The sequence below is a fragment of the Pseudomonas sp. YuFO20 genome, from assembly GCF_035064975.1.
Classification (GTDB): domain Bacteria; phylum Pseudomonadota; class Gammaproteobacteria; order Pseudomonadales; family Pseudomonadaceae; genus Aquipseudomonas; species Aquipseudomonas putida_AE.
Genome location: NZ_JAXDEO010000077.1, coordinates 1 through 20,975 on the forward strand (window position 1 = coordinate 1; position 20,975 = coordinate 20,975).

The following is a 20,975-nucleotide window of genomic DNA, read 5'->3' on the forward strand; positions in this document are numbered from 1 at the left end:
GCTTGCCGGCGAAGGCGTTTATAAGGACGCCTTCGCCGGCAAGCCGGGCTCCTACAAAAGGAGACATCTATGCGCAAGTTGCTGGTCCTCGGTCTCGTCTGCGCCCTCAGCGCCCCGCTAGTCCATGCCCGGGCCATCCCGGACCCGACGCAGCGTCACGCCCCCGGCAACGAAGAACTGCAAAAGCCCATCGCCGAAGCCGGCTACAGCGTGGGCGTGAACTACCAGCTGCAATGCGCCGGTTGCCACCTGGGCAACGGCATGGGCTCGGCGGCCAATGACACGCCGAGAATGACCGGGTTTGTCGGCAACTTCCTGAAAGTCCCGGGCGGCCGTGAATTCCTGGTGCGTGTGCCGGGCATGTCGCAATCGGCGTTGAACAACGCGCAACTGGCTGACCTGCTCAACTGGCTGATGCGCGAGGATGGCATGGCCGGCAAAAGCAGACCCGCCGACTACCAGCCCTACAGCGCCGACGAAGTGGCGGCGCTGCGCGCCAAGACCATGCTCAATCTGCCGGGCACCCGCGCCGAACTGATCGACAGGATGCGCGCTCAAGGCATCGCCATCGAAGACGGGATGAACAACTGACAGCAGCGAACGCATTGACACAACCGGGGCCCAGGCCTTCGCGCCTGCCCGAATAATCCCCTTGCGACCGATGGTCGTCCAGATACCCGAAAAGCAGGCCAGCCGGCGCCTGCATCACTGCTCCCGACTAAACTTCGTCCATAACGTGAATGAATCCACAGTGCTGCTAAAGTGATAGCACGGGACCCGCATTCTCCCCTGCCTCGGGATTTTCGGTGGAGGGTGGATTTCTCGACTATAAGTAGCTTGCCGCTGAGGCTAAAGCTCTGAAACGAGGGTAGTTTTGACCTGGATCGCGTTCCTGTTGGGCGCGAGGGGGTAGCAAAAATGGGATCTGATCATGATTTTTGAGCCGAGCAGTAGCCGTTCCGTACTCCAGCGAAGAAGCAGCACCAGTATCTTTATCCAGGCCGGCCTCGATAGCCTGGCTGTCACCGGTGTCGCGTGGTACCTGATTGATTATCACATCGGCTACATCACCCAGGCCTATGTGATCATGGTCCTGCTGTTGCTGGGGGCGTTGGCCGTCGTGTACGACCACTACGCCATCTATCGAAGCAACGTCGGGTTCGCCGTCAAGGCCTTCAAACTGTTCAAGGCATGGACCGCCGCCTTTTGTTTTCTCGTCGCCATGGCCTTTCTTACGAAACAAAGCGAAACCTACTCACGACTATTGGTCGGTGAGTTGTTCGTCATCGGTTATTTTGCCCAACTGCTGTTGCACCTCGGGACGCGTGAACTGCAAAAGAAGTTCCTGGCGCATCCCACCCAACGGGACAACGCGCTGATCATTGGCTCGGGAGAACTGGCCGACTTCCTCCACCAGAAAATCAGTAACAATCCCTGGCTGGGTGAACGGGTCGTCGGCTCCGTACTGATCGGAGCGGCCGATGACCATGGCAAGGATGGCTCGGAGAACCCCAACCGCCTGGCGATACTGGGCAATTTGTCCGACCTTGATGACCTGGTCGCGCAACATTCCATTCGCACCGTCTACTTCGTCACGCCACTGGACGGTTCGCAGGTGATCAAGGATGTGTATCTGAAGTTGTTCGACAAGCACATCTCGGTCAACTGGGTGCCGGACATCTTTTCCCTGCGCCTGATCAATCACAGCGTTCGCGAGATTGCCGGCATTCCCGTGCTGACCTTGTCCGAAACGCCACTGATGGGCATGCGGCTGCTGCTCAAGAACCTGGAAGACCGCGTGCTGGCCTTTCTCATCCTGCTGTTTGCCGCGCCGGTGCTGGCCATCGTCGCCATTGCGATCAAGCTCGACAGCCCGGGGCCGGTGTTCTTCCGCCAGCAACGGATGGGCTGGAGTGGCGGGCCCTTTCGCATCTGGAAGTTTCGCAGCATGAAGGTCCACCAGCCTGAAGACGGCGTGGTCAAGCAAGCGCAAAAGAACGATCCGCGCATGACCCGGGTCGGCGCCTTCATTCGCAAGACCAGCCTGGACGAACTGCCGCAGCTGTTCAATGTGCTGATGGGCGAAATGTCCCTGGTCGGGCCTCGTCCCCATGCCATCCAGCACGATGCGCAATATTCACCCGACATCGCCGACTACTTTGCGCGCCACAACATCAAGCCCGGCATCACCGGCCTGGCCCAGGTGCGCGGCTACCGGGGTGAAACCAAGGATATCGAGCAGATGATCCGTCGGGTCGATTCTGACATCGAATACATCAACAACTGGTCGCTGTGGCTCGACTTCGTCATTCTTGCCCGCACGGTGACCGCCTTCTCGGGCAAGCATGCCTACTAGTTGCGTCATGGATGCATAACCTCGAGTAGCGCTGGTTATCAGCGCTACCGGGTTACAAACGAGACAGGGGTTCAGGCCGGGAACAGATCGAGCGTGCGCTCAACCTCGTCGGGGTCGATGCGGAAACCTTCGCCGTCCGGGGTACCCACCACAAAACCGAAGTTCTGCTGATCGCGATCCGTCAGGTACTTGAAGAAGCAGACGAAACGATCAGGCGGTTGCAGGATCAGCAGCGAACCGCCGGGCTGCAGTAGATTGACGCCATGTATGAGCTGACTGCCTTCGATGCCGATCACTGTCCTGGCCCCGGCACAGGCCGCGACGATGGTCGGTACATCGCACTTGGACGGGTCAATGATGCGAAACCCCCGGCGCTCACGCAGACGTTCGGCCAGCTCCAGTTCATTGCGCAACAAACGCAACTCGCCCTTGTTGCCCCGCAGGACGAACACGCCTGGGTGAGAACTGGCATCGACATGGGACAGCAACTTTTCAGACATTGCGCGAAATCGCAGGTGCTTATGACGGTTGTGACTGATGTCGTCAAAGATCACCAGCTCGCGAAAAAACGCATTGCGCACACGAACCGGATTCATCCCCAGCCAGTCTTCATAACCCGGCGCGTGAAGTATCCCGTGCCTGGCGGCGGAAATGGAGGTTTCAGCGAGCGACGTGGTGACCGGGATGCCCTCCTGGGCGGCCATTGGATAGGTGATACAGTCATCCACCATCCACGAGCCAAACCACTTGTTCCCACCCACGGTGCAATACATCGCCCCGCGATCGATTTCGTTTTCTATGCGAACCTTCGGCAACCACCCGGACCTGGGCGATAACCAGGTTTTGGCATCACCTTTGTACAGCGCGCCGTCGATCAACCAGGCGTCCTTGAGAAGAAACGCGCGTGTCGGGCCGTGCTGGACAAGACCGTTGCCCTCCATGGTGCGACGGGGATGCTCGAAGGGATAAAACTGCCATCCTGTCACCCGCTCAAGCTGGTTGGGCAGGTAAAACGCAGGCGGCGCGACCGATGCATCCGCTGGGGCCATTTCCCAGGTTTTCACCGCGACACTTTGCAGATCCAGCGGCGGTTTCCTGGCAAGTTTCTCTTTGAACATGTGTTTGTACGCAGCAAAACTCCATTTCGCCCCAGCGCCGCTCACCAACAGGTTCGATTGCGACATAAGGATTACCACTCTGAATACGTTTAACTACCAATAACGCTTGTCATCGCTTGCTCGACGTCAGGTTCAGTTGCACATCAGGCTTTCCATGGCAGGGGGCGATTTCAGATGACTGTAGCGACCGCGTAGGGTCTCGAGCAGTTTTTCCGGTGGCGCCTTGGCGCAATGCAGATAGACCCTGGAGAGCCCACCAAAACCCATTTCACGATAACGCTCGGCGATTTCCTCATCGCTCGGCCCATCCGGCAAACCCAGATGCAAGGTCAGTTTTTTACCCTCTACGGCAAACAGAGGGGTTTCCCAGAGAAATTGCGCGACGCCTACCTTGGGCAATCGGACAAATAGATAACCGTGGTTGTTCAGCGTATCGACATCGCCGCCGCGCCTTCTTTTCCACTCCAGCAAGCCATCGTCCGGACGCGCCAGGCAGGTGCCGATATCGTAATAATCAAAACCGTTTTCCAAGGCCCATTCCAACGCCATGAAGGTGGTGATGGAGTTGATCTCGCGCAGCTTCTTCGCATCCGAGTAGACCGTTTCCGGGTAGCCGAAACGGATCGTGCTCCAGTAGCGCTTGCCCGCGCGGGTGATCACGCAGCCAAGGTGGCAGGCGACGACTTCGTCCTCCAGCAGCACCAGATCCAGGCGCCCGGCGGCGGTTTTCGCCACCCGGCGCACTTCCTGCTGCTCGATTTGCGAAGCGGACGTGCCATGCCTGGCGCTGGCATAGGGTTGCAGCATGCCCTGGTCGGCGCTTTCGATTTCGTCATCGTTCAACGCCTGTTTCAGGCGATAGCGCAGGCGGTTCTTGCGAAGATTGCGGCGCAATTCGGAGTTGTATCTGGCGGTTATATCCTCGATCGATCTGCCCAGGGGTACAACAGCGCTAAGATACTGCGGTACACAGAGTGCGCCCGGCATCGGTATTTCACTGACAAATACCGTTCGACCCGATTTATCCGGTTCAACTTGCTGATTGGCGACCTGAGGTTCAGCGCCCATGAGCACTTTCACAAAGTCGCGCTGGGCTTTGCGCCCCACATAGAAAATGTCGTAAGCGCTCTCTTCGCGCAGCTTGAACCTGACAAATTCCCAGCGCCAGAAACAGGCTCGACCGGCAATATCGCGCAGCCAGGCATGGGCTTTCCTCAGTTCAAAGCGTACCGACGGCGTAATCAATTGACGCAACAGTGCCTTAACATATTCTTTCATTTGGTATTAACACTAATTAATTAAGGAAAGATTATTCGAAAGTTCGAATCAAGGAATAAGACACTGGAACCCAGGCTTCGATACCAGTGGCGGTTGACGTCAAACTTTCGTCGTTTTTTTCACTAATTACGACACAAGTCCCGACCGCGCCAGCAAGTCGTCGCGTATATGAGCAGTAAAGATGCTGTGCCAGAGTTTTGCAAGATATTGCAGCGCCGACCCTGTATATATTGGCCCCAGACTTACCCGCCAGTCGGTGCCGTGCAGGCAAGCGTCCTCAAGATGAACATTGGGTTACCGACTACGTATCGACTGAACAGGCGCCTGGGCTCACTGGCCAGCCTGAACACCCATTCGCAACCCAGGCCACGCATCCATTGCGGAGCGCGACTCACCTTGCCGCCGAGAAAGTCCAGGATCGCCCCGCCACACACGATCAGGCACGGCACGCCGCTGGCCGCCAGCCTGGCCGCAACGACTTCCTGCTTGGGCATGCCCATGCCCAGTACCACCAGTTCCGGCTGATGTTGCCGGGCCAGGTCGAGGTAGGTCTGCACCTCGGCGAAACCATGGTGGGCAGACACCACATTGACCGCCCACGCCGCCTCGCAATGCCTGGCCGCATTGGCCAGGAAAGGTTCCTGCGTGCCCCACAAGGCCACACGCCGTCCCTTGTACGCCGCCAGCAACTTGGGGATCAAGTCCGTGCCGTTCATGTTCAGCCCCGGCACCCGGCCCATTCGGCGAAACAGGATGGACATGCCGGAGCCATCGCGCAGCAACACGTCGGCGGCCGACAGTGCCTGGTAGTAGTCGTTGTCCCTGGCGATCAGGTTCATCGCATGGGCATTGACGAACCCCAGCACCGTCGCCGCTTGCGGCCTGGTTAACGTCTCGATCAGGCGCTGCTGTTCATCGGCGTCGCTGATGACCCTGAGTGACTGGATGATCGTTTGCCAGTTGTGCTGCCAGGTCAAAGCGCGCATCAGGAGTCGTCTCGCTTGGACCGCACCCATTCAACCTGGCGTTTAACCAGGAAGCCCAGGTACAGGGGAATTTTCTTCAGGGCGTAGAACGGCGCATAGAGCAACGCGGAAAAGGCGATGATGTCGCGACCGAACCGGCTCCACGCCAGCAGGATGGTCACCATCAACAGGGCCACCCCGAGCGAAGCGATCAAGGCCGGCAGCCAGGCGCCGAACAGGAAGAACACCAGCCAGGACAAGGTAAACGCCGCGCCCAGCAACAATGTGAGCAAGGCCAGCGGCGGCACCAGCAGATCCAGGGTCATGGCCAGCAGGTTGAAGTTGCCCCGGGCAATCGACTCGCCGAGCAATTTTGGCGCGTCTCCCAGGATCACCCCCAGGTGGCCGTGCTCCCAGCGCGTGCGCTGGGTCGTGAGGCCTTCGTCACTGCGCGGGAAATAGCTGGTCACCAGGGCGTCGGGGCAAAACAACGGCGGCTTGCCGCCACGACAGAAATCCAGGCCCATTTTCAGGTCTTCGACGATGTGACCACTGGCCAGCGTGATCAAGGGCAGGTCGCGCCAGACGAACGCCATGCCGGTGCCCATCAGTTGGCAGGGCAATCCCAGCCGGGCCCAGCCCAGCGGGCGTGCCTTGTTTTTCACGCACCAGGCAAACTCGGCGATCTGCACCTTCAACCCGGAACCCGCCGGCGCACGCATCAAGTCAAGGGCCTGGGTTGGCCTTCCTGAGTCCATGCACTGGATGGCCAGGCGCTCGATGAAGCCCTCGCTGACCTGGCAATCGGCATCGACAATGATCAAGACGTCCGGCGCATCGCTGGCCAGATGACGCGCGCCAAAATCCAGCGCATAGCCCTTGCCACGCTGTTGATCGTTGCTGCGTTCCACCACCTCGGCGCCCGCCGCGCGAGCCGTTGCCGCGGTGTCGTCGGAACAGTTGTCCGCCACCACCAGCAGGCGGTCGCCCTCCAGCAGTTGCGGGCGCAGGGAATCCAGGGTGGCCGTGATGATCGAGGACTCATTGTGCGCCGGCACCAGCACCGCCACCCGCGGTCGCGGGCGTCGCGCCGGTGCCGACCCTCGCACCGGCAAGCCCGCCAGCAGCACCTGCACGAACAGCACCAGCACCGGCAGGAGGAGGATTGCCAGCGGTACGCCCAGTAGCCAATTGAGGAATGTGATCATGCTTGCGCCTTGAACAGATGAGCCAACTTGGTCGCTTCGGTATCGATATCGTGGCGTTCGAGCACGCGCTGGTAAGCCGCCTCGCCCATGCGCTGCAACACTTCGACAGGTTGCGCGAGGCAGTCCGCCAGTGCCGCCGTCAACTCGTCCACCGCGCCTGCGGGAAACAGCCAGCCGTTCTCGCCCTGGCGTACCAGTTCCGGAATGCCCGCGACATAGGTGGTCAGTACCGGGCGGCGCAACGCCATGGCTTCCATGATGACCACCGGCAAGCCTTCGGCGAAGCTCGGCAGCACCAGGGCCCGCGCGGCGAGAATTTCCGTGCGCACCTGCTCGCTACTGATCCAGCCGGTGATTCGCACATGGGATTGCAAGCCATGCCGGGTGATCAGTTCTTCGATCTGCGGACGCATTTCGCCGTCGCCGGCCAGGACCAGCTCGAACGCCACGCCTTGCTCAGCCAAGCGGCGCGCGGCCTCCAGCAACAACAACTGGCCCTTCTGTTCACACAGGCGCCCCACGCAGACCAACCGCGGCGCGGACGGCACCGCCACCGCCGGCACGTCGTGAAAGGCCCGCTCCAGGCCACAATGCACGACCTTGACCCGAGCCCAGTGCGCGTGGTCGACCCAACGATACAGCTGGCTGCGCCCATAGGCGCTGATGGCCGCGACAAACGCCGAGCGCCGGACTTTCTCGCCCAGATGAATGAACTGCGGCTTGTCGAACTCTTCCGGGCCATGCACGGTAAAACTGTACGCCGGCCCGCCAAGGGCGTTGGCCAGCATCACCACTTCGGTCGAGTTGGTGCCGAAATGGGCGTGCACATGCCGGGCGCCGAATGCCTGCATCCATGCCAGGACGCGGCACGCTTCGAGCAAATAGACCAGATGGTACGGCCAGGATCGATCGGCGCGCTGGCCCATGCGCAACGCCAGCCACAACGTCGAAAAAAACCGTTTCGGCTGGGCGCGCAACACCTCGAGCGCCGGTTTCAACAGTGCCTTGACGCCGCCCTCCAGCACATACTGGGTCTTGCTGCGCTCGGACTCGTCCTCGGCGTCCACCAACTCGGCATCCCAGCCTCGCAGCGCGATGCGTTGTACCTCAAAGCCCTGGCGTTCCAGCGCCAGGATCTCGCGACGAATGAAGCTATGGCTGACCTTCGGGTATTGATTGATGAAGTAAGCGATACGCATGGGCACCCGGCTTTTGTCGTCGAATTTGTTACTGCAGGTCCCCCCACAGTAGTCCAGTAACCGGTGACGTCAATGCACTGCGTAGCTGCCCGTCAGCACCTTGTCGACCTGGGCAAAGGCATCGTCCAGCAGCTCATAGCGCCGGCGATACATGGCGCGTTTTTTTGAAGCAATGGTGTCCAGCGGCTTTCTGGACGAGGCCATGGGAATTTCGAAGAAGTCTTCGCGCTCCGAGGGGGTCGCCCCGTGTTCGAGCCAGATCGAATCATAATTGGCGGCCAGCTCCTGGGCTTTGTGCGCACCAAAATAAGGGTGGCGATGGTGACGATAGACGTCCCCCACCGCGTAGATCTTGCCGACACCGATATTGCCGGCAATGTACTTGGTCACTTCAATCAGGAAGCTCCGGGGACGCAAGCCTTCGAAGTCCTTGGTGACATCCCGGTAGATGGCCAGCGACCTGTCGCTCTCGATGCCTTTATGGATGCCCTGGACGGCGCCGATAAAGATGCACAGCTCATCGTCCGTTAAACACAGGGTGAAGGCGATCGAGGCGATGCGCAGATCGCCCTGGAACAGGTTCAGCACCAGCTCGCCCTCACGCATGAACCAGAACGGGCGGTCCAGCACCAGGGTGCAACCTGGCGACCAGGCCGTCAGATCGCTCAGGACCAGGCTGTCGTCGCGACCGAACAGCAGCAATTGCGGGCAGCTCTTGCTGACCACCTCGTAGTGCGAGGCCATGACCCCCAGTTTGTCCTGGGCGCCCCAGCTTTTGCTGATGTAGGGCCAGTGCACGACACCCAGGGCATCGCCGCCGAGTTTTTCGATACCGGTACTGCCCAGCGCGTTGGACATGCGCCCGAAAAACAGGTCCAGCTCGGTCCGGTTCCTGGCCACCAACAGCAGGAACTTGAGTTTGTTCTTCAATGCCCTCAGGGAATAGCCGGCGTGCACGGAGAAGACGCTTTTGACGATCAACCAATAGTCCATCGAAGTCTCACTTGTATTCGATCAGCGCGGATTTGCCGGCACCGAACCTGTTCAAAAGAAACTTGACCTGCCCGACCATCTCGGGAAATTTGCCCAGTACGAGGAAGAACGCCAGCAGCCAGTTTTGCCGCGCCGGGCCTGCGCCGCGCCGGGCCAGACGCGCGACCTGCAGGGGATAGACCAGCAGCACCAGCAGCCCCGGCCAACCGAGTATCAGCGTGGCAATCAGCGTAACCAGCGGCACGCCCAGGCCCCAGAACCAGGCACGGCGCGACTCGCGGCGCCAATGGCGCTCCGGCGCGCCGCCATGTAGAAACGCGCCCTCGGCAAAGGCATAACCACCGCGCAGGGTACGCCGCCACCACTGGCCGAAACGGGTCATGCTCGCATCGTGCAAGGTCATTTCCGCAGGCAGGCGCCAGACCTTCCAGCCCTTGGCTCGCAGGCGCACACAGAGCTCCGGCTCTTCCCCGGCAATCAGGTCCGGCCGGTACCCGCCCGCGGTGGCGAAGGCGTCCGCGCGCATCAGGGCATCGCCACCACAGGCGCTGGTCGCACCGGTTGGCGTATCCCATTCGAGATCGCACATCAGGTTATAAATGGAGCGCTGAGGAAATCGTTCGCGGCGCCGCCCGCACACCACCGCCACCTCGGGCTGCGCATCCAGAAAGGCCTGGGCATGGGGCAACCAACTGGCGACCACTTCACAATCGCCATCGACGAACTGCACATGACGCATCGACGGCAACAAGCGTTGCAAGCGGGCAAACCCTTCATTGCGCGCCCGGGCCGCGGTGAAGGCAATGTTCATGTCCAGCTCGACCACCTCGACGCCCAGCCTCTGCGCCATCTGCACCGAGCCATCGGTCGATCCGGAGTCGACATAGACGATCTGCTGCGCCGCGCCGACCAGCGACGCCAGGCAACGCTCAAGGCGCTGGCCTTCATTGCGACCGATGACAACGACGCCCACCCCCGTCGTCGTGGTCATGAGTATTCCCCGGCATCGACGAGCTTGCGCTGCTTGATGGTCGCCGGCACACCGACGGCCACCGAGTTGTCCGGTACGTCGGTCAACACCACGGCATTGGCACCGATCACCACATTGTTGCCAATGCGGATGTTGCCCAGCACCTTGGCGCCGGTGCCGATATCGACGTTGTTGCCCATCACCGGAGCAATCGGCTCGTTCACGTTCTTCAGTCCCACGACCACGCCATTGCGGATCCGGCAGTCATCGCCAAACTGCGCGTAACCACTGATCACGATGCCGCCGAAATGATCGATGACGAAGTTGCGCCCGACCACCACTTCACACGGCAGCTCGATACCCGTCACGATCTGCACCAGCTTGAAGAGCACTTTGTAGATGAACGACAGCAATTTGCGCAACGGCGCCGGGCGCACACCATAGCGCCAGCGCCCGAAGCGATACACCAGCATCACCCAGAAACCCTGGGCGCCCCAGTCACCCTCGTATGCTCGCAAGTCCGCACGTATGTTATCGAACATGGACTGTCCTACCGTGTGGGTTGGCTACCGAGTCTGGTTTTGCGCAGCAGCGCCCAGGTCACCCGTGTATGTTGCCAACAGGCCTTGATGGCGGCCCGGCCGCGACCTTTCAACAAGGCCTTGAGCCCCAGGATCAGGTCACACAGGCAGACCAGTAGCATGTGAAACGCCAGCCCCGATAAACCGTGATGCTTGCGGAAGTACAACAGCTCGCTTTCGATTTGCAGCGTCTGCAGCTGGCGACCGTCCATGTTCAGCTTGTCGACCGACTTGGCACTCTCGCCACCAATATGTACCACCGTCGTGTGGGGGTAGTAGACCACCTTCCACCCCGCCTGCTTGACGCGCCGGCAGTGATCGACTTCCTCGTAGTAGAGGAAATAGCGCGGGTCGAACAAGCCGACCTTGTCGATCACTTCACGGCGGATCAGGTAATAGCAGCCTGGCACCCAGTCACACTCGCGCACCGAGGCATGATCCCACTCCAGGTCGTCGACCAGTTTCACCCACGGGAAAAACCGTTCGAGCCCGGCCGTCACGAGGAACACATTAAGCGGCGTCGGAAAATAGCGGCAGGATGGCTGCATTTCTCCATCCCGACCGACCAGGCGTACACCGAGGATTCCGCAATCGGGATGGGCCTCCATGTACTCCAGGGTCTTGGCCAAGGTGTCGTCGGAGACGAATGCGTCGGTGTTGAGCAGCAACGCGTACTTGCCCTGCAGGTGTTCGACCAATTGATTATTGGCCCGGCCAAAACCGACATTGTCTTTATTGGCCAGCAGCACGGCCTCTGGGCAAATATCGCCCAGGCAATCCAGCGAATTGTCCGCCGAGGCGTTGTCCACCACCAGGTAGCGCGCCGGATCGGCACGCTTGGACTGGCGCAGTGCATTGAACATCGGCTGCAACAGGCCCGCCGTGTTGTAGTTGACCACGAGCACATCCAGGGGCGCGCTACTCATTGGCTTTCTCGCCGAAGAAGTACTGCGCTCTCATGGCCTTGAGCTTGGGCTCGTAATCCGGGTCGAAGTGAGTGCCGCGCTGGCGGATGAGTTCCATCCACGGATAGTCTTCGCAACGCTCTTCGATTTTCTTGATCAGGTCCTCAACGGTGCAGAGCACCTTCGCCGGGTTCCCCCCCACCACGACACCGGGCGGAACATCCCGGGTGACGACGGCACCGGCGGCGACGATTGAATTCGGACCGATTTTGCGACCCGGCATGATGATGGACTGATAACCGATAAAGCAGTTGTCGAATATATCGACCGCACCGACGGAGTCGAGCTGTTTACCCGCGCTGATCTCGAATACGCCAATGAGTCCGTCGTGCCCGAATATCGTGCAATCGGACAAGCCGACGTTGTTGCCAATGCGCAACAGCGAAGGGTCGGGGATGTTGCAGCCGGGATTGATCCACACGCCCTTGCCGACCGAATATATGCCTCCCCAGCGCGCCAGGTAATCTGCCCATTCATAGCCGGTGGGGTGGCAAAACTTCTTGAATAGCCCCTTGCCCCGACCCGTTTTGTTTACGTAGTAACGTATTGCACGCTTTGCTAGCCCAATCATCCTGTCAGCCTCACAAATTTCAGCGTTTCACATCGGTACCAAGACCAGATGCACCATGGTTGTTGTTGTAGTGGCACCCTGCTTTGGTTGCTCTCCCTAAGACTGTTCCACTGAAGAATATCTGCCCTGCGCAGGACCCATTTGATGGTTGAGGTAGTCCGCCAGCCGCAGCGTCAGCTGCAACAGCGGCATGGTTGGATTGCTCGCGCCGGCCGTGGCAAAAACACTGCTGCCGGTGACGTACAGATTGTTGGTGCCGAACACTTTGCAGTTCTGATCAACCACCCCGAATTCCGGGGAAGTCGCCATCCGGGTCGTGCCCATGTGATGGGCATGCGGCCCGACCCTCAGCGGCAAGGAAACGTCATAGACCGCTTCGTCCAGCTTGACATAGCCAAGCCCCTCTTCGGCAAAACACTTGGCCACCTCCAGGCCGATGCTTTTAATGGTCTCACGGTCTTCGGGGGCGAGCTCCCAGTTGAGGTTGACCTTTCTCATCCCCAGTTCATCGCGCTCTTCAGTCAATGAGAGGCGACTCTTGCGGTTGGGAAACTGCTCGATCATCGTCGCGAGTTCCCCGTCACCGGGACAGTTGAACTTGGCAATGAACTCGATCTTGTGCGCCACGCCAGCCTTGCAGGCCAGATTCTCGAAAAAGCCCTTGATGGCCGCCATGCGCCCATAGGTTTCCACGTGCGACACCAGGGAAGCGGTGACATTGCCTTTGCCGGAATGATGCTCGATCACAAAGGCATCCTTGGTGAAGAACTGCCTGGATTCCCTGCTTTCACCGTCGTTGAGGATGAAGTTACCCAGTGCGATGTTCAGGTGTTCCATGAAGCATCGACCGACCATGCCATCCTCGGTGACCACGCCGGCGGCGGCCAATGACTGGCTGTTGAGCAGCTGCCTGGCATTCTCGATCGCGCCGGTGGCCAGGATGAATTGCTTGGCCGAGATGCGCTCCTGGTTGCGTTCGTAATCGGACACGACAACGGCGACGATACGGCCAGTGTCCTTGTCGAAATCCAGGTCGACACAATTGCAGTTGATGAAGACGTCCAGGCCCTCGGTCTCGTCAAGTTCCTTGGCATATTTCTGGGCAAACCGCGTCGGCGGGCTGAGCAGGAAACGGTCGGCTTCGAATTCCTCGCTGTTGAAGGCCGCGTTGACGGTCTTGAACCCCGAGTCCAGTGGCAGGTCCAGAATGGCCATGGCCGCTGGCAGATTGCGCTCCATCTCGGAAAACGCGATGGGCCAGCCGGGCAGAGTCCCCTGCGGGGCGAGGGTAAAGTCCGAAGGCACCAAGGGTCGGCAACGCCCGGCCCAATGGTTGGAGGTGCCGCCCAGGTAGCGCAGGCGGGTTTCTTCCGTGTAGGCCTCAAGCCCCGTGGACGACGTCTTGTAGAGGCTTTGTGAATACGGGGCATATTCGCGCCCCCCGCCCTCCAGAAGCACGACGCGCCAGCCATTGCCAGCCAAACGCAAGGCCAGCGTGATGCCGGCCGGGCCTGCGCCAACGATGCAGAAATCATAGTGATCGCGCAGGTCTTTCTGCGTTTGGTAGTCTTTGATCATAGGTGCAGTTACCGGAAATGCGCGGCAGGTAACACCCACCCGTTGATCACGACAAACTCCGATTTTCCTGCAGGAGACCGGGCCCCAAACCCGGAAAATTTCACTACCAGCCCCCCCAGGCTTAACAGGGCAAATGCCCGAATGAGTCCTCTGCGACTGATGGCAGAGTTATTCAACACGCGTTCACTCATCACTCACAGCTCCATGGGATCGAGATTGCATCGCAGATTTCAAGGGTGCTTCAACATTCCCGGCAGACCGGTTCAACCGAATAGCCAGCGGAAAACGACCAGCACCAACTCGCCACACAAGGCGCCTACCACCAGCATAGGCAACACCATCAGCTCGCGCTTGATATCGAGGATACCCACGCGACGATTGACATACACAACCAGCACCAGGGTAGGCAATGTATGCAGCGCGACCCCCCAGATCGCGTATTCGACGCCACCGATAGCCAGCAATACCGGCACCACCACCCATAACGAAACGACACGAATGATGTTGTCGATGGCCTGGTATTTGGTGAGCCCCAGGGCGATCCAGATCTGGTTGGCCACGATGTAGCGCATCATGAAAAACGACGTCGACAGAATGGCCATCATCTTGCCGGCATCGTGATAACGCTCATCGTACAAAATGCTGATGATCAATGGACTGGTGACCCAGAACAGCCCGCACAGAAACAGCAGCGCAACGTCGACCAGCATCTTGAATTTGAAATACAACCGGCGCAGACGATCGAAGTCATTGGTTCTCGCGGCCTCACCGAAGGCCGGCAGGGCCACGGCCCCGACCACTTTCAGTACACCGGTCTGGACCGCGCCGAGGATCAGTACGGCAATGGAATACACGCCCATTTCGGTGACTGTCATGCTGCCGCCGAAAATGATCCGGTCGCCCTGCATGGACAGTACGCCCACGGCCGAAGACAACAGGATCCAGCGACCGAAGACCACCAGTTCGTCGAGCGCTGCGCGTTCCCAGCGCAGGCTGTTGGACGGCCCCTCGAACCAGTAGTGCCCAAGCAGCGTGCTGACCAGCGCGGTGATCAGCCCGGCAGCCACCAGCGACCAGATGGAATGGGTGAAATAACCGATGACCAGCATCGCCAGCAAGCCGACGACCTGGGAAGCGAACTCGGCGATCACCACTTTCTTTTGCTGGAAAGCGCGAACGGCCAGGTCGACTTTTGTCGACTGGAACCCGTAGATGATCGCGGTAACGCCGGTCCAGGCCAGCACCGCCGGCAATTGCGGTGAGGCATAGGTGGAGTTGTGCGACCAGAAATCGATGGCTTGCGAATACCAGGCCGCGGCGGCGAGAAGCAGCGTCAAGGCGAACAGCACAAAGCCGCGCACGATCTGCACGGTCCACAGGGTATTGAGAAACTCCGGGTCATCGCCCCGCGTGCTCTGCAGGATGTTCTGCCGCAACCCCACGTCGGACAGCAGGTGCAGGACGAACAAGACGGTGGTGGCGATGGCGATGATGCCGAACATTTCCGGCATCAGCAGACGGGTCATCACCAGGTTGCCACCCAGGCGAATCGCTTGCGAGGTGACCAGCGCCCCGAGGTTCCATGCCCCAGCAGATATCGCTTTACGACGAAGGCCAAACGATGGCGATATGTGAACTGAAGGCATAACATCAATCCCCGGTATTGGATGACTCGAAAGGTACTATAGTCGCTATTAGGCAAAGCACTAGCCATTAGCCATCGCTCACTCATCAAATAAATCGGTAGCCCATGCCTGAGCACTTTCGCGCGTTAGTCGTCATCCTGGTCCTTGCCGGTATCGTCTTCGCTTTTGCACGGCGACCGGCGGCAGACCTGATCCCTCACAGTGATTTCACGCGGCGGCGCAACCTCTGGTTTGCCTTGACGCTGGTGGCCTTTTTTTCCCACAGTTTCTGGGTGTATGCGGGCGTTACCGCCATCATCCTGACGGTGTCGCGACAGCGCGAACGCAACCCCATGGCGTTATTTTTCCTGCTGTTGTTTCTCATTCCACCCGCCTCGGCGCAGGTCCCCGGCTTCGGCCTGATCAACTATCTGTTTGACCTGAACCATGTACGGCTACTGTCACTGTGCATACTGCTCCCGGCTTTCCTGGCGTTGCGCAGGCGACCAGACACCCTGCCCTTCGGGCGCACCTGGCCGGACAAGCTCCTGTTGGCCTATCTGCTCCTGACGTCCGCTCTTTTCCTGCGCCAGACCACGCCCACAGACACCCTGCGCCAATCGCTCTATCTGTTCCTCGACGTTTTCCTGCCTTACTACGTGGCCAGTCGAGCCGTGAAGAATGTCAGCGACTTCAAGGACGTAATGCTGGGCTTTTTACTCGCTGCCATGGTGCTGTCGCTGATCGGTCTGTTCGAATTTTCCCGCCGCTGGCTGCTTTACAACGCGCTGACCTACGCCATGGGCGTGCAATGGGAAATCTCCACCTATCTCAGCCGTGGCGGCTCGCTGCGCGCCAGCGTCACCACGGGCCAGGCCATTGCGCTGGGCTATGTGATTGCCGTGGCCATCGGCTTTTACCTGTTCCTGCAGGAGGGCGTGCGCAGCAAACTGCAACGACGGCTCGGCGCCCTCCTGCTCGCCGGGGGCTTGTTCGCGCCCCTGTCGCGCGGCCCGTGGATCGGTGCCGCGGTCATGATCATCATGTTCATCGGCACCGGCCGTTATGCGGTCAGGCGCCTGATGCTGCTCGGAGTCGCCGCCGTACTCGCCCTGCCGCTGCTGGCCATTGTGCCTGGCGGACAAAAAATCATTGATCTGCTGCCCTTCATCGGCTCGGTAGAAGCCGAGAACATCACTTACCGTCAGCGGCTGATCGATAACTCGGTGATCGTCATCCAGCGGAATCCATGGCTGGGGTCCTTCGATTACCGCAGCACTCCGGAAATGCAGTCACTGATCCAGGGCCAGGGCATCATCGACATCGTCAACACCTATATCGGCATCGCCCTGCAAATGGGCTTGATCGGGCTCACGCTCTTCGTGGCGTTTTTCGCCACCATTGTGCTCGGCATCCGCAAGGCGATGCGTTCGTACCCCAACAAGGATGATGAGTCGCGACGATTGGGACGGGCGCTGCTGGCGACCCTGGCCGGGATTCTGATAACCATCATCACCGTCAGTAGCATCACGGTCATCCCCGTGGTGTATTGGTCGGTGGCCGGACTGGGCGTGTCCTATGCTCAGATGGCGCGCAGGCTCAAGCGCGCGGAGACTGCAAGCAGCAAGAGTGCCCTTCAACAGACCTGGTAACGCTCATGACGTGTTTTGTTCACCGCATGCCTCTGCTATCAGTCTTTCTCCTGTTTCTTGTCATCTGGCCGTCCGGCACCCGGGCGGCGGAGTGGGTCGTCAGCGTCGATGAACGCAGTGGCCTGCCCCAGGTCACGCGCGGCGGCAGCCCTGCCATGGCCTCTCAATTCGTGTTTTGGGGAAGCAACTGGGACTGGGCGGACTTTACCCCCTCGCTCAAGGTGATCTCGCCCTATGTCTACGCCATGGAAGGCAAGAGCCAAAGGCTGGATTTCGACGCGACCGGGCAGATTCGCAAGGAAGACCAGCAGACGTTGAGCATGGACCTGGTCCTCAATGCCCGCAGCATGAAGTCGAACGTGATGGGCGGCGGCATCGTCTTCAATTTCGACCCGGCCCTGGCCGAAGAAATGGGCGTGCCGGTGTTGCTGCCCGGCAACCGTGGCTGGTCCTGGGGCAATGCCCAGGGGCGGCGCATGGAGATGCTTTTTGAGCCCGCGCTGGAGAGTGTGTATTTCGAACCGGGTGATAAGTCCCAGGTGCGGGCGTTCTTCTACAAGGACCGGATCAAGCCCGGTCGAAAAACCGTCAAGGCCACCTTTAGCGTGTCCGGCGATGTGGCGCTGGGGCCAACCGCCGCCGAGCGCTTCGGCGTCGCGGACCCGAAGAGCTGGCCGAGCGACAGGCTGGACTGGAAGACCGCGCCGGTCGACCTGTCCTTTCTCAATGCCCAGGAAAAGCCTGCGGGCAAGCGTGGCTTCGTCAAGGCGGTCGGCGAGCAACTGCTGTTTGCCGACAACACCCCGGCGCGCTTCTGGGGCACCAACCTCTCGGCCTATACGCTGTTTCGCACGCCGGACGATGCGATCAAGCTGCAGGCCAAGCGCCTCTCGGCCCTGGGGTTCAACCTGGTGCGACTGCACCACCATGACTCGCCGTGGGTCTTGCCCAACATCTTCGGTGACGGCAGGGTCGTGCACGATACCCAGCACCTGAACGAAGAATCGCTGAAGAAGCTCGATTTGTGGATCAAGAGCCTGAAGGACGAGGGCATCTATGTCTGGCTCGACATGCACGTCGAACGAGCCCTCTGGGCGAACGACAACATCTTTGGCTTCGATGAATTGCCGAAGAGCCAGTATGGCATCGCCGACCTCAAGGGCTACGCCTACGTAAACGTCACAATCCAGCAGGCCATGAAACGCTTTGCCAGGGATTACCTGAGCCACGTCAACAGCTATACCGGCCTTGCCTACAAGGACGATCCGGCGATTGCCGCGGTGCTGATCACCAACGAAAACGACATCACCCAACACTATGGCAACGCCCTGTTGCCCGACAAATCAGTACCCCGGCACACCGAGCTGTACATGAACGCGGCCAAGGCCTTTGCCAAACAGCACGACCTGTCGCAAGACCAGACCTGGCGATCCTGGGAGCCTGGCCCCGCCAAGCTATTCCTCAATGACCTGGAACGGCGCTTCAACGTCGACATGATCGCTTCCCTGCGCGAGACCGGCGTGAAAGTGCCGATTGCCACCACCAGCAGCTGGGGCGGCAACGGCCTCAGCGCCCTGCCGGCCCTGACCGCCGGAGACGTGGTCGACGTGCATATCTACGGTGGCCCGGGGTCGCTGGAGAAAAACCCGCTGACCAGCGCCAGCCTGGTGGACTGGATTGGCGCCGGCCAGGTCGTCGGCAAACCCCTGACCGTCACTGAGTGGAACAACGAGCCCTTCCCGATCGCCGACCGTCACTCGCTGCCACTCTATGTGGCCGGCACGGCCAGCCATCAGGGCTGGGACGCGCTGATGCAATATGCCTATAGCCAGGAAGGGCTCTCCGAGCAAGGGATGTCGGCGGGCAACTGGCACGCCTATAACGACCCGGCCATGCTGGCCACCCTGCCCGCCGCCGCCTTGCTTTATCGTCGCGCCGACGTTCACGAAGCCAGGACCACCTATGTCTTCGCGCCGACGCCAGAGACCCTGTTCAACCAGAGCATTACACCGGCCAACTCGGCCCTGCTGCGCACCGCCATGGAGAAAGGAAAACTGCAGATCGCCATGCCCCGGACGCCGCAACTGCCCTGGTTGCAACCGGGCGTCATCGCCAGTAACGCCCAGGTGTTTCATGACCCGGCAAAGTCGCTACTGGACGCCTCGGCCACCGAGTCCACCACGGACACCGGTGAGCTCAAGCGCAACTGGAAACAAGGCATCTACACCATCGATACGCCCCGCACCCAGGCGGCCACCGGCTGGATAGGCGGTGAGTCGATCAAGTTGGGCAATATCCAGGTACAGATCAAGACCGCCTACGCCAGCGTTGTCGTGCAAAGCCTGGACGGCGCGCCCGTCGGCAAGTCCGCTGACCTGCTGATTTCCCTGGGCACCCGGGCCATCCCCAGGGACGGCGACAAGACGCCATTTTACGTGGAGCCTCTGGAGGGCACCCTGACCCTCCAGGCCCCGGCGGGATTGACCCTGTACACCCAGGGCGGCCCCGGAGGACGACCTGGGAAACTGCCGGCCACTTACCAGGATGGGCGCTACACGATCAAATTCGACGGCCTGCAGGCGTCCAATTGGTTGTTCCTGAAAAAAGCATCGCAAGCGAGCATCGCAAGCGAGTGACAGTCTCAAGTGACAGCAAAGGTCTTTTAAAGGACGGGTCGGCCGCCTCGCGCTGACACCGCATCGATATCAAGGAGAGCGGCATGAAATTCCTGGTGATAGGCGGCGCAGGCTACATCGGTTCGCACATGGTCAAGCAGCTCCTTGGCGCGGGACACGAACTGGTGGTGGCGGACAACTTTTCCACGGGCTACCGCAGCGCGGTGCTGGGCGGGACACTGGTCGAACTCGACATCGCCGACGCCCAGGCCCTGGACACGCTGTTCGGCACCTACCGCTTCGATGCGGTGTTCCACTTCGCCTCCTTCATCCAGGTGGGTGAGTCCGTCACGGAGCCGGCCAAGTATTACCAGAACAACCTGGCGGCGACCCTGACGTTGCTCAAGGCGATGGTTCGCGCCGAGGTCAAGCACTTCATCTTCTCCTCCACCGCCGCCGTCTATGGCGACCCGGCGTATGTGCCAATCGATGAAGCGCACCCCAAGGCCGCGATCAACCCCTATGGCCGCAGCAAGTGGATGGTGGAGCAGGTACTGGAAGACTTCGACCGCGCCTACGGGCTCAGGTCGGTTTGCCTGCGCTACTTCAACGCGGCCGGCGCAGACCCTGAGGGGCAGTTGGGCGAACGCCACGAACCTGAGACCCACCTGCTGCCGCTGGTCCTGCAGGCAGCCTCCGGGCGGCGCAAGACCATTACTGTCTTTGGCTTTGACTACGACACGCCGGACGGCACCTGTATCCGCGACTACGTCCACGTTGTCGACCTGGTGGCCGCTCACGCGCAGGCGGTGGACTATTTGTTGGCGGGGGGTGCCAGCACGGCTTTCAACCTTGGCAATGGCCAGGGTTTCTCGGTGCAGCAGGTGATCGACACGGCGCGTCGCGTGACCGGCCGGGACATCTTCATCAGTGAAGCGCCCCGCCGCGCTGGCGACCCGCCACGGCTGGTGGCGGATGCTCGACGGGCCAAGAGCTTGCTGGGCTGGCAACCGCGATACGCCACACTGGAGCAGATCGTGGCGCATGCGTGGGAGTGGGAGAAGAAGTATCCGTGGCACTGAATGTACTGCTGGGGTTGCTGCGGTGGGACAGTAGGTCCGGGTACACCCGTGAGGGATTAGTCGGCTTCAAGGACGCCTTCGCTGCGATGCGGCGACCCGACAAGCCAGCTACAGGGGATCGGCTACAGCCGTGAGAGATTGGTCGACCTTGAGGCCGTCTTCGCTGGCAAGCCAGCTCCTACAGGATTTGTGGGGTATGTTGGGTTTGTGGCGTGACAC

Annotated in this window: 17 protein-coding genes; 5 read left to right on the forward strand and 12 right to left on the reverse strand. The window is 60.3% G+C overall.

The genetic code is table 11. The features are described 5' to 3' along the window. Window positions 1-69: 69 nt before the first annotated feature. On the forward strand, window positions 70-591 hold the full coding sequence (locus SOP85_RS27900) for a cytochrome C (RefSeq protein ID WP_274076151.1): 522 nt from the start codon (window positions 70-72) through the stop codon (window positions 589-591). Between the two features lie 340 nt (window positions 592-931). Further along, a complete protein-coding gene (locus tag SOP85_RS27905) occupies window positions 932-2,356 on the forward strand; it encodes an undecaprenyl-phosphate glucose phosphotransferase (protein ID WP_323628959.1) in 1,425 nt (474 codons plus the stop codon). Between the two features lie 71 nt (window positions 2,357-2,427). Here the strand turns inward: SOP85_RS27905 and SOP85_RS27910 are convergent, their stop codons facing one another. From SOP85_RS27910 to SOP85_RS27965, 12 genes are all read right to left on the reverse strand, one after another. Beyond that, window positions 2,428-3,540: a glycosyltransferase 61 family protein gene (locus SOP85_RS27910; protein WP_323609361.1), complete on the reverse strand. Its 1,113-nt coding sequence runs from the start codon at window positions 3,538-3,540 to the stop codon at window positions 2,428-2,430. A 66-nt stretch (window positions 3,541-3,606) separates the two neighbouring features. Beyond that, a complete protein-coding gene (locus SOP85_RS27915; RefSeq protein ID WP_323628960.1) occupies window positions 3,607-4,752 on the reverse strand; it encodes a hypothetical protein in 1,146 nt (381 codons plus the stop codon). 242 nt (window positions 4,753-4,994) lie between these two features. Then, the gene (locus SOP85_RS27920; protein WP_323628961.1) at window positions 4,995-5,738 is read right to left on the reverse strand and encodes a WecB/TagA/CpsF family glycosyltransferase; all 744 of its coding nucleotides are present in this window, start codon (window positions 5,736-5,738) and stop codon (window positions 4,995-4,997) included. Then, the gene (locus SOP85_RS27925) at window positions 5,738-6,925 is read right to left on the reverse strand and encodes a glycosyltransferase family 2 protein (protein WP_323628962.1); all 1,188 of its coding nucleotides are present in this window, start codon (window positions 6,923-6,925) and stop codon (window positions 5,738-5,740) included. Before SOP85_RS27925 ends, SOP85_RS27920 begins: the two co-directional genes overlap by 1 nt. Then, entirely contained in the window at window positions 6,922-8,124 is a 1,203-nt protein-coding gene (locus SOP85_RS27930; protein WP_274076145.1) for a glycosyltransferase family 4 protein, read from the reverse strand. Before SOP85_RS27930 ends, SOP85_RS27925 begins: the two co-directional genes overlap by 4 nt. A gap of 69 nt (window positions 8,125-8,193) precedes the next feature. Then, window positions 8,194-9,117: a DUF535 family protein gene (locus SOP85_RS27935; RefSeq protein ID WP_323609364.1), complete on the reverse strand. Its 924-nt coding sequence runs from the start codon at window positions 9,115-9,117 to the stop codon at window positions 8,194-8,196. A gap of 7 nt (window positions 9,118-9,124) precedes the next feature. Continuing rightward, entirely contained in the window at window positions 9,125-10,108 is a 984-nt protein-coding gene (locus SOP85_RS27940) for a glycosyltransferase (protein WP_274076143.1), read from the reverse strand. Further along, entirely contained in the window at window positions 10,105-10,629 is a 525-nt protein-coding gene (locus tag SOP85_RS27945) for a serine O-acetyltransferase (protein WP_274076142.1), read from the reverse strand. Before SOP85_RS27945 ends, SOP85_RS27940 begins: the two co-directional genes overlap by 4 nt. Window positions 10,630-10,637: 8 nt before the next feature. Continuing rightward, window positions 10,638-11,594, reverse strand: a complete 957-nt coding sequence (locus tag SOP85_RS27950) for a glycosyltransferase family 2 protein (protein ID WP_323628963.1) — start codon at window positions 11,592-11,594, stop codon at window positions 10,638-10,640. Next, a complete protein-coding gene (locus tag SOP85_RS27955) occupies window positions 11,587-12,204 on the reverse strand; it encodes an acyltransferase (RefSeq protein WP_274076140.1) in 618 nt (205 codons plus the stop codon). The genes SOP85_RS27950 and SOP85_RS27955 overlap by 8 nt, the downstream gene beginning before the upstream one ends. Before the next feature lie 96 nt (window positions 12,205-12,300). Further along, window positions 12,301-13,782: a GMC family oxidoreductase gene (locus tag SOP85_RS27960; RefSeq protein WP_323628964.1), complete on the reverse strand. Its 1,482-nt coding sequence runs from the start codon at window positions 13,780-13,782 to the stop codon at window positions 12,301-12,303. A 263-nt stretch (window positions 13,783-14,045) separates the two neighbouring features. Continuing rightward, on the reverse strand, window positions 14,046-15,428 hold the full coding sequence (locus SOP85_RS27965) for an oligosaccharide flippase family protein (RefSeq protein WP_274076138.1): 1,383 nt from the start codon (window positions 15,426-15,428) through the stop codon (window positions 14,046-14,048). A gap of 104 nt (window positions 15,429-15,532) precedes the next feature. On the opposite strand from SOP85_RS27965, the gene SOP85_RS27970 reads away from it, so the two are divergent. The 3 genes from SOP85_RS27970 to galE all read left to right on the forward strand — a co-directional run bounded on the left by SOP85_RS27970 (window position 15,533) and on the right by galE (window position 20,756). Next, window positions 15,533-17,059 (forward strand): O-antigen ligase family protein, encoded by a 1,527-nt coding sequence (locus SOP85_RS27970; RefSeq protein WP_274076137.1) that lies wholly within the window; start codon window positions 15,533-15,535, stop codon window positions 17,057-17,059. Window positions 17,060-17,064: 5 nt separating this feature from the next. After that, window positions 17,065-19,695 (forward strand): glycosyl hydrolase family 5, encoded by a 2,631-nt coding sequence (locus SOP85_RS27975; protein WP_442967951.1) that lies wholly within the window; start codon window positions 17,065-17,067, stop codon window positions 19,693-19,695. Between the two features lie 83 nt (window positions 19,696-19,778). Then, on the forward strand, window positions 19,779-20,756 hold the full coding sequence (gene galE / locus SOP85_RS27980) for a UDP-glucose 4-epimerase GalE (RefSeq protein ID WP_323628966.1): 978 nt from the start codon (window positions 19,779-19,781) through the stop codon (window positions 20,754-20,756). Window positions 20,757-20,975 lie beyond the last annotated feature (219 nt).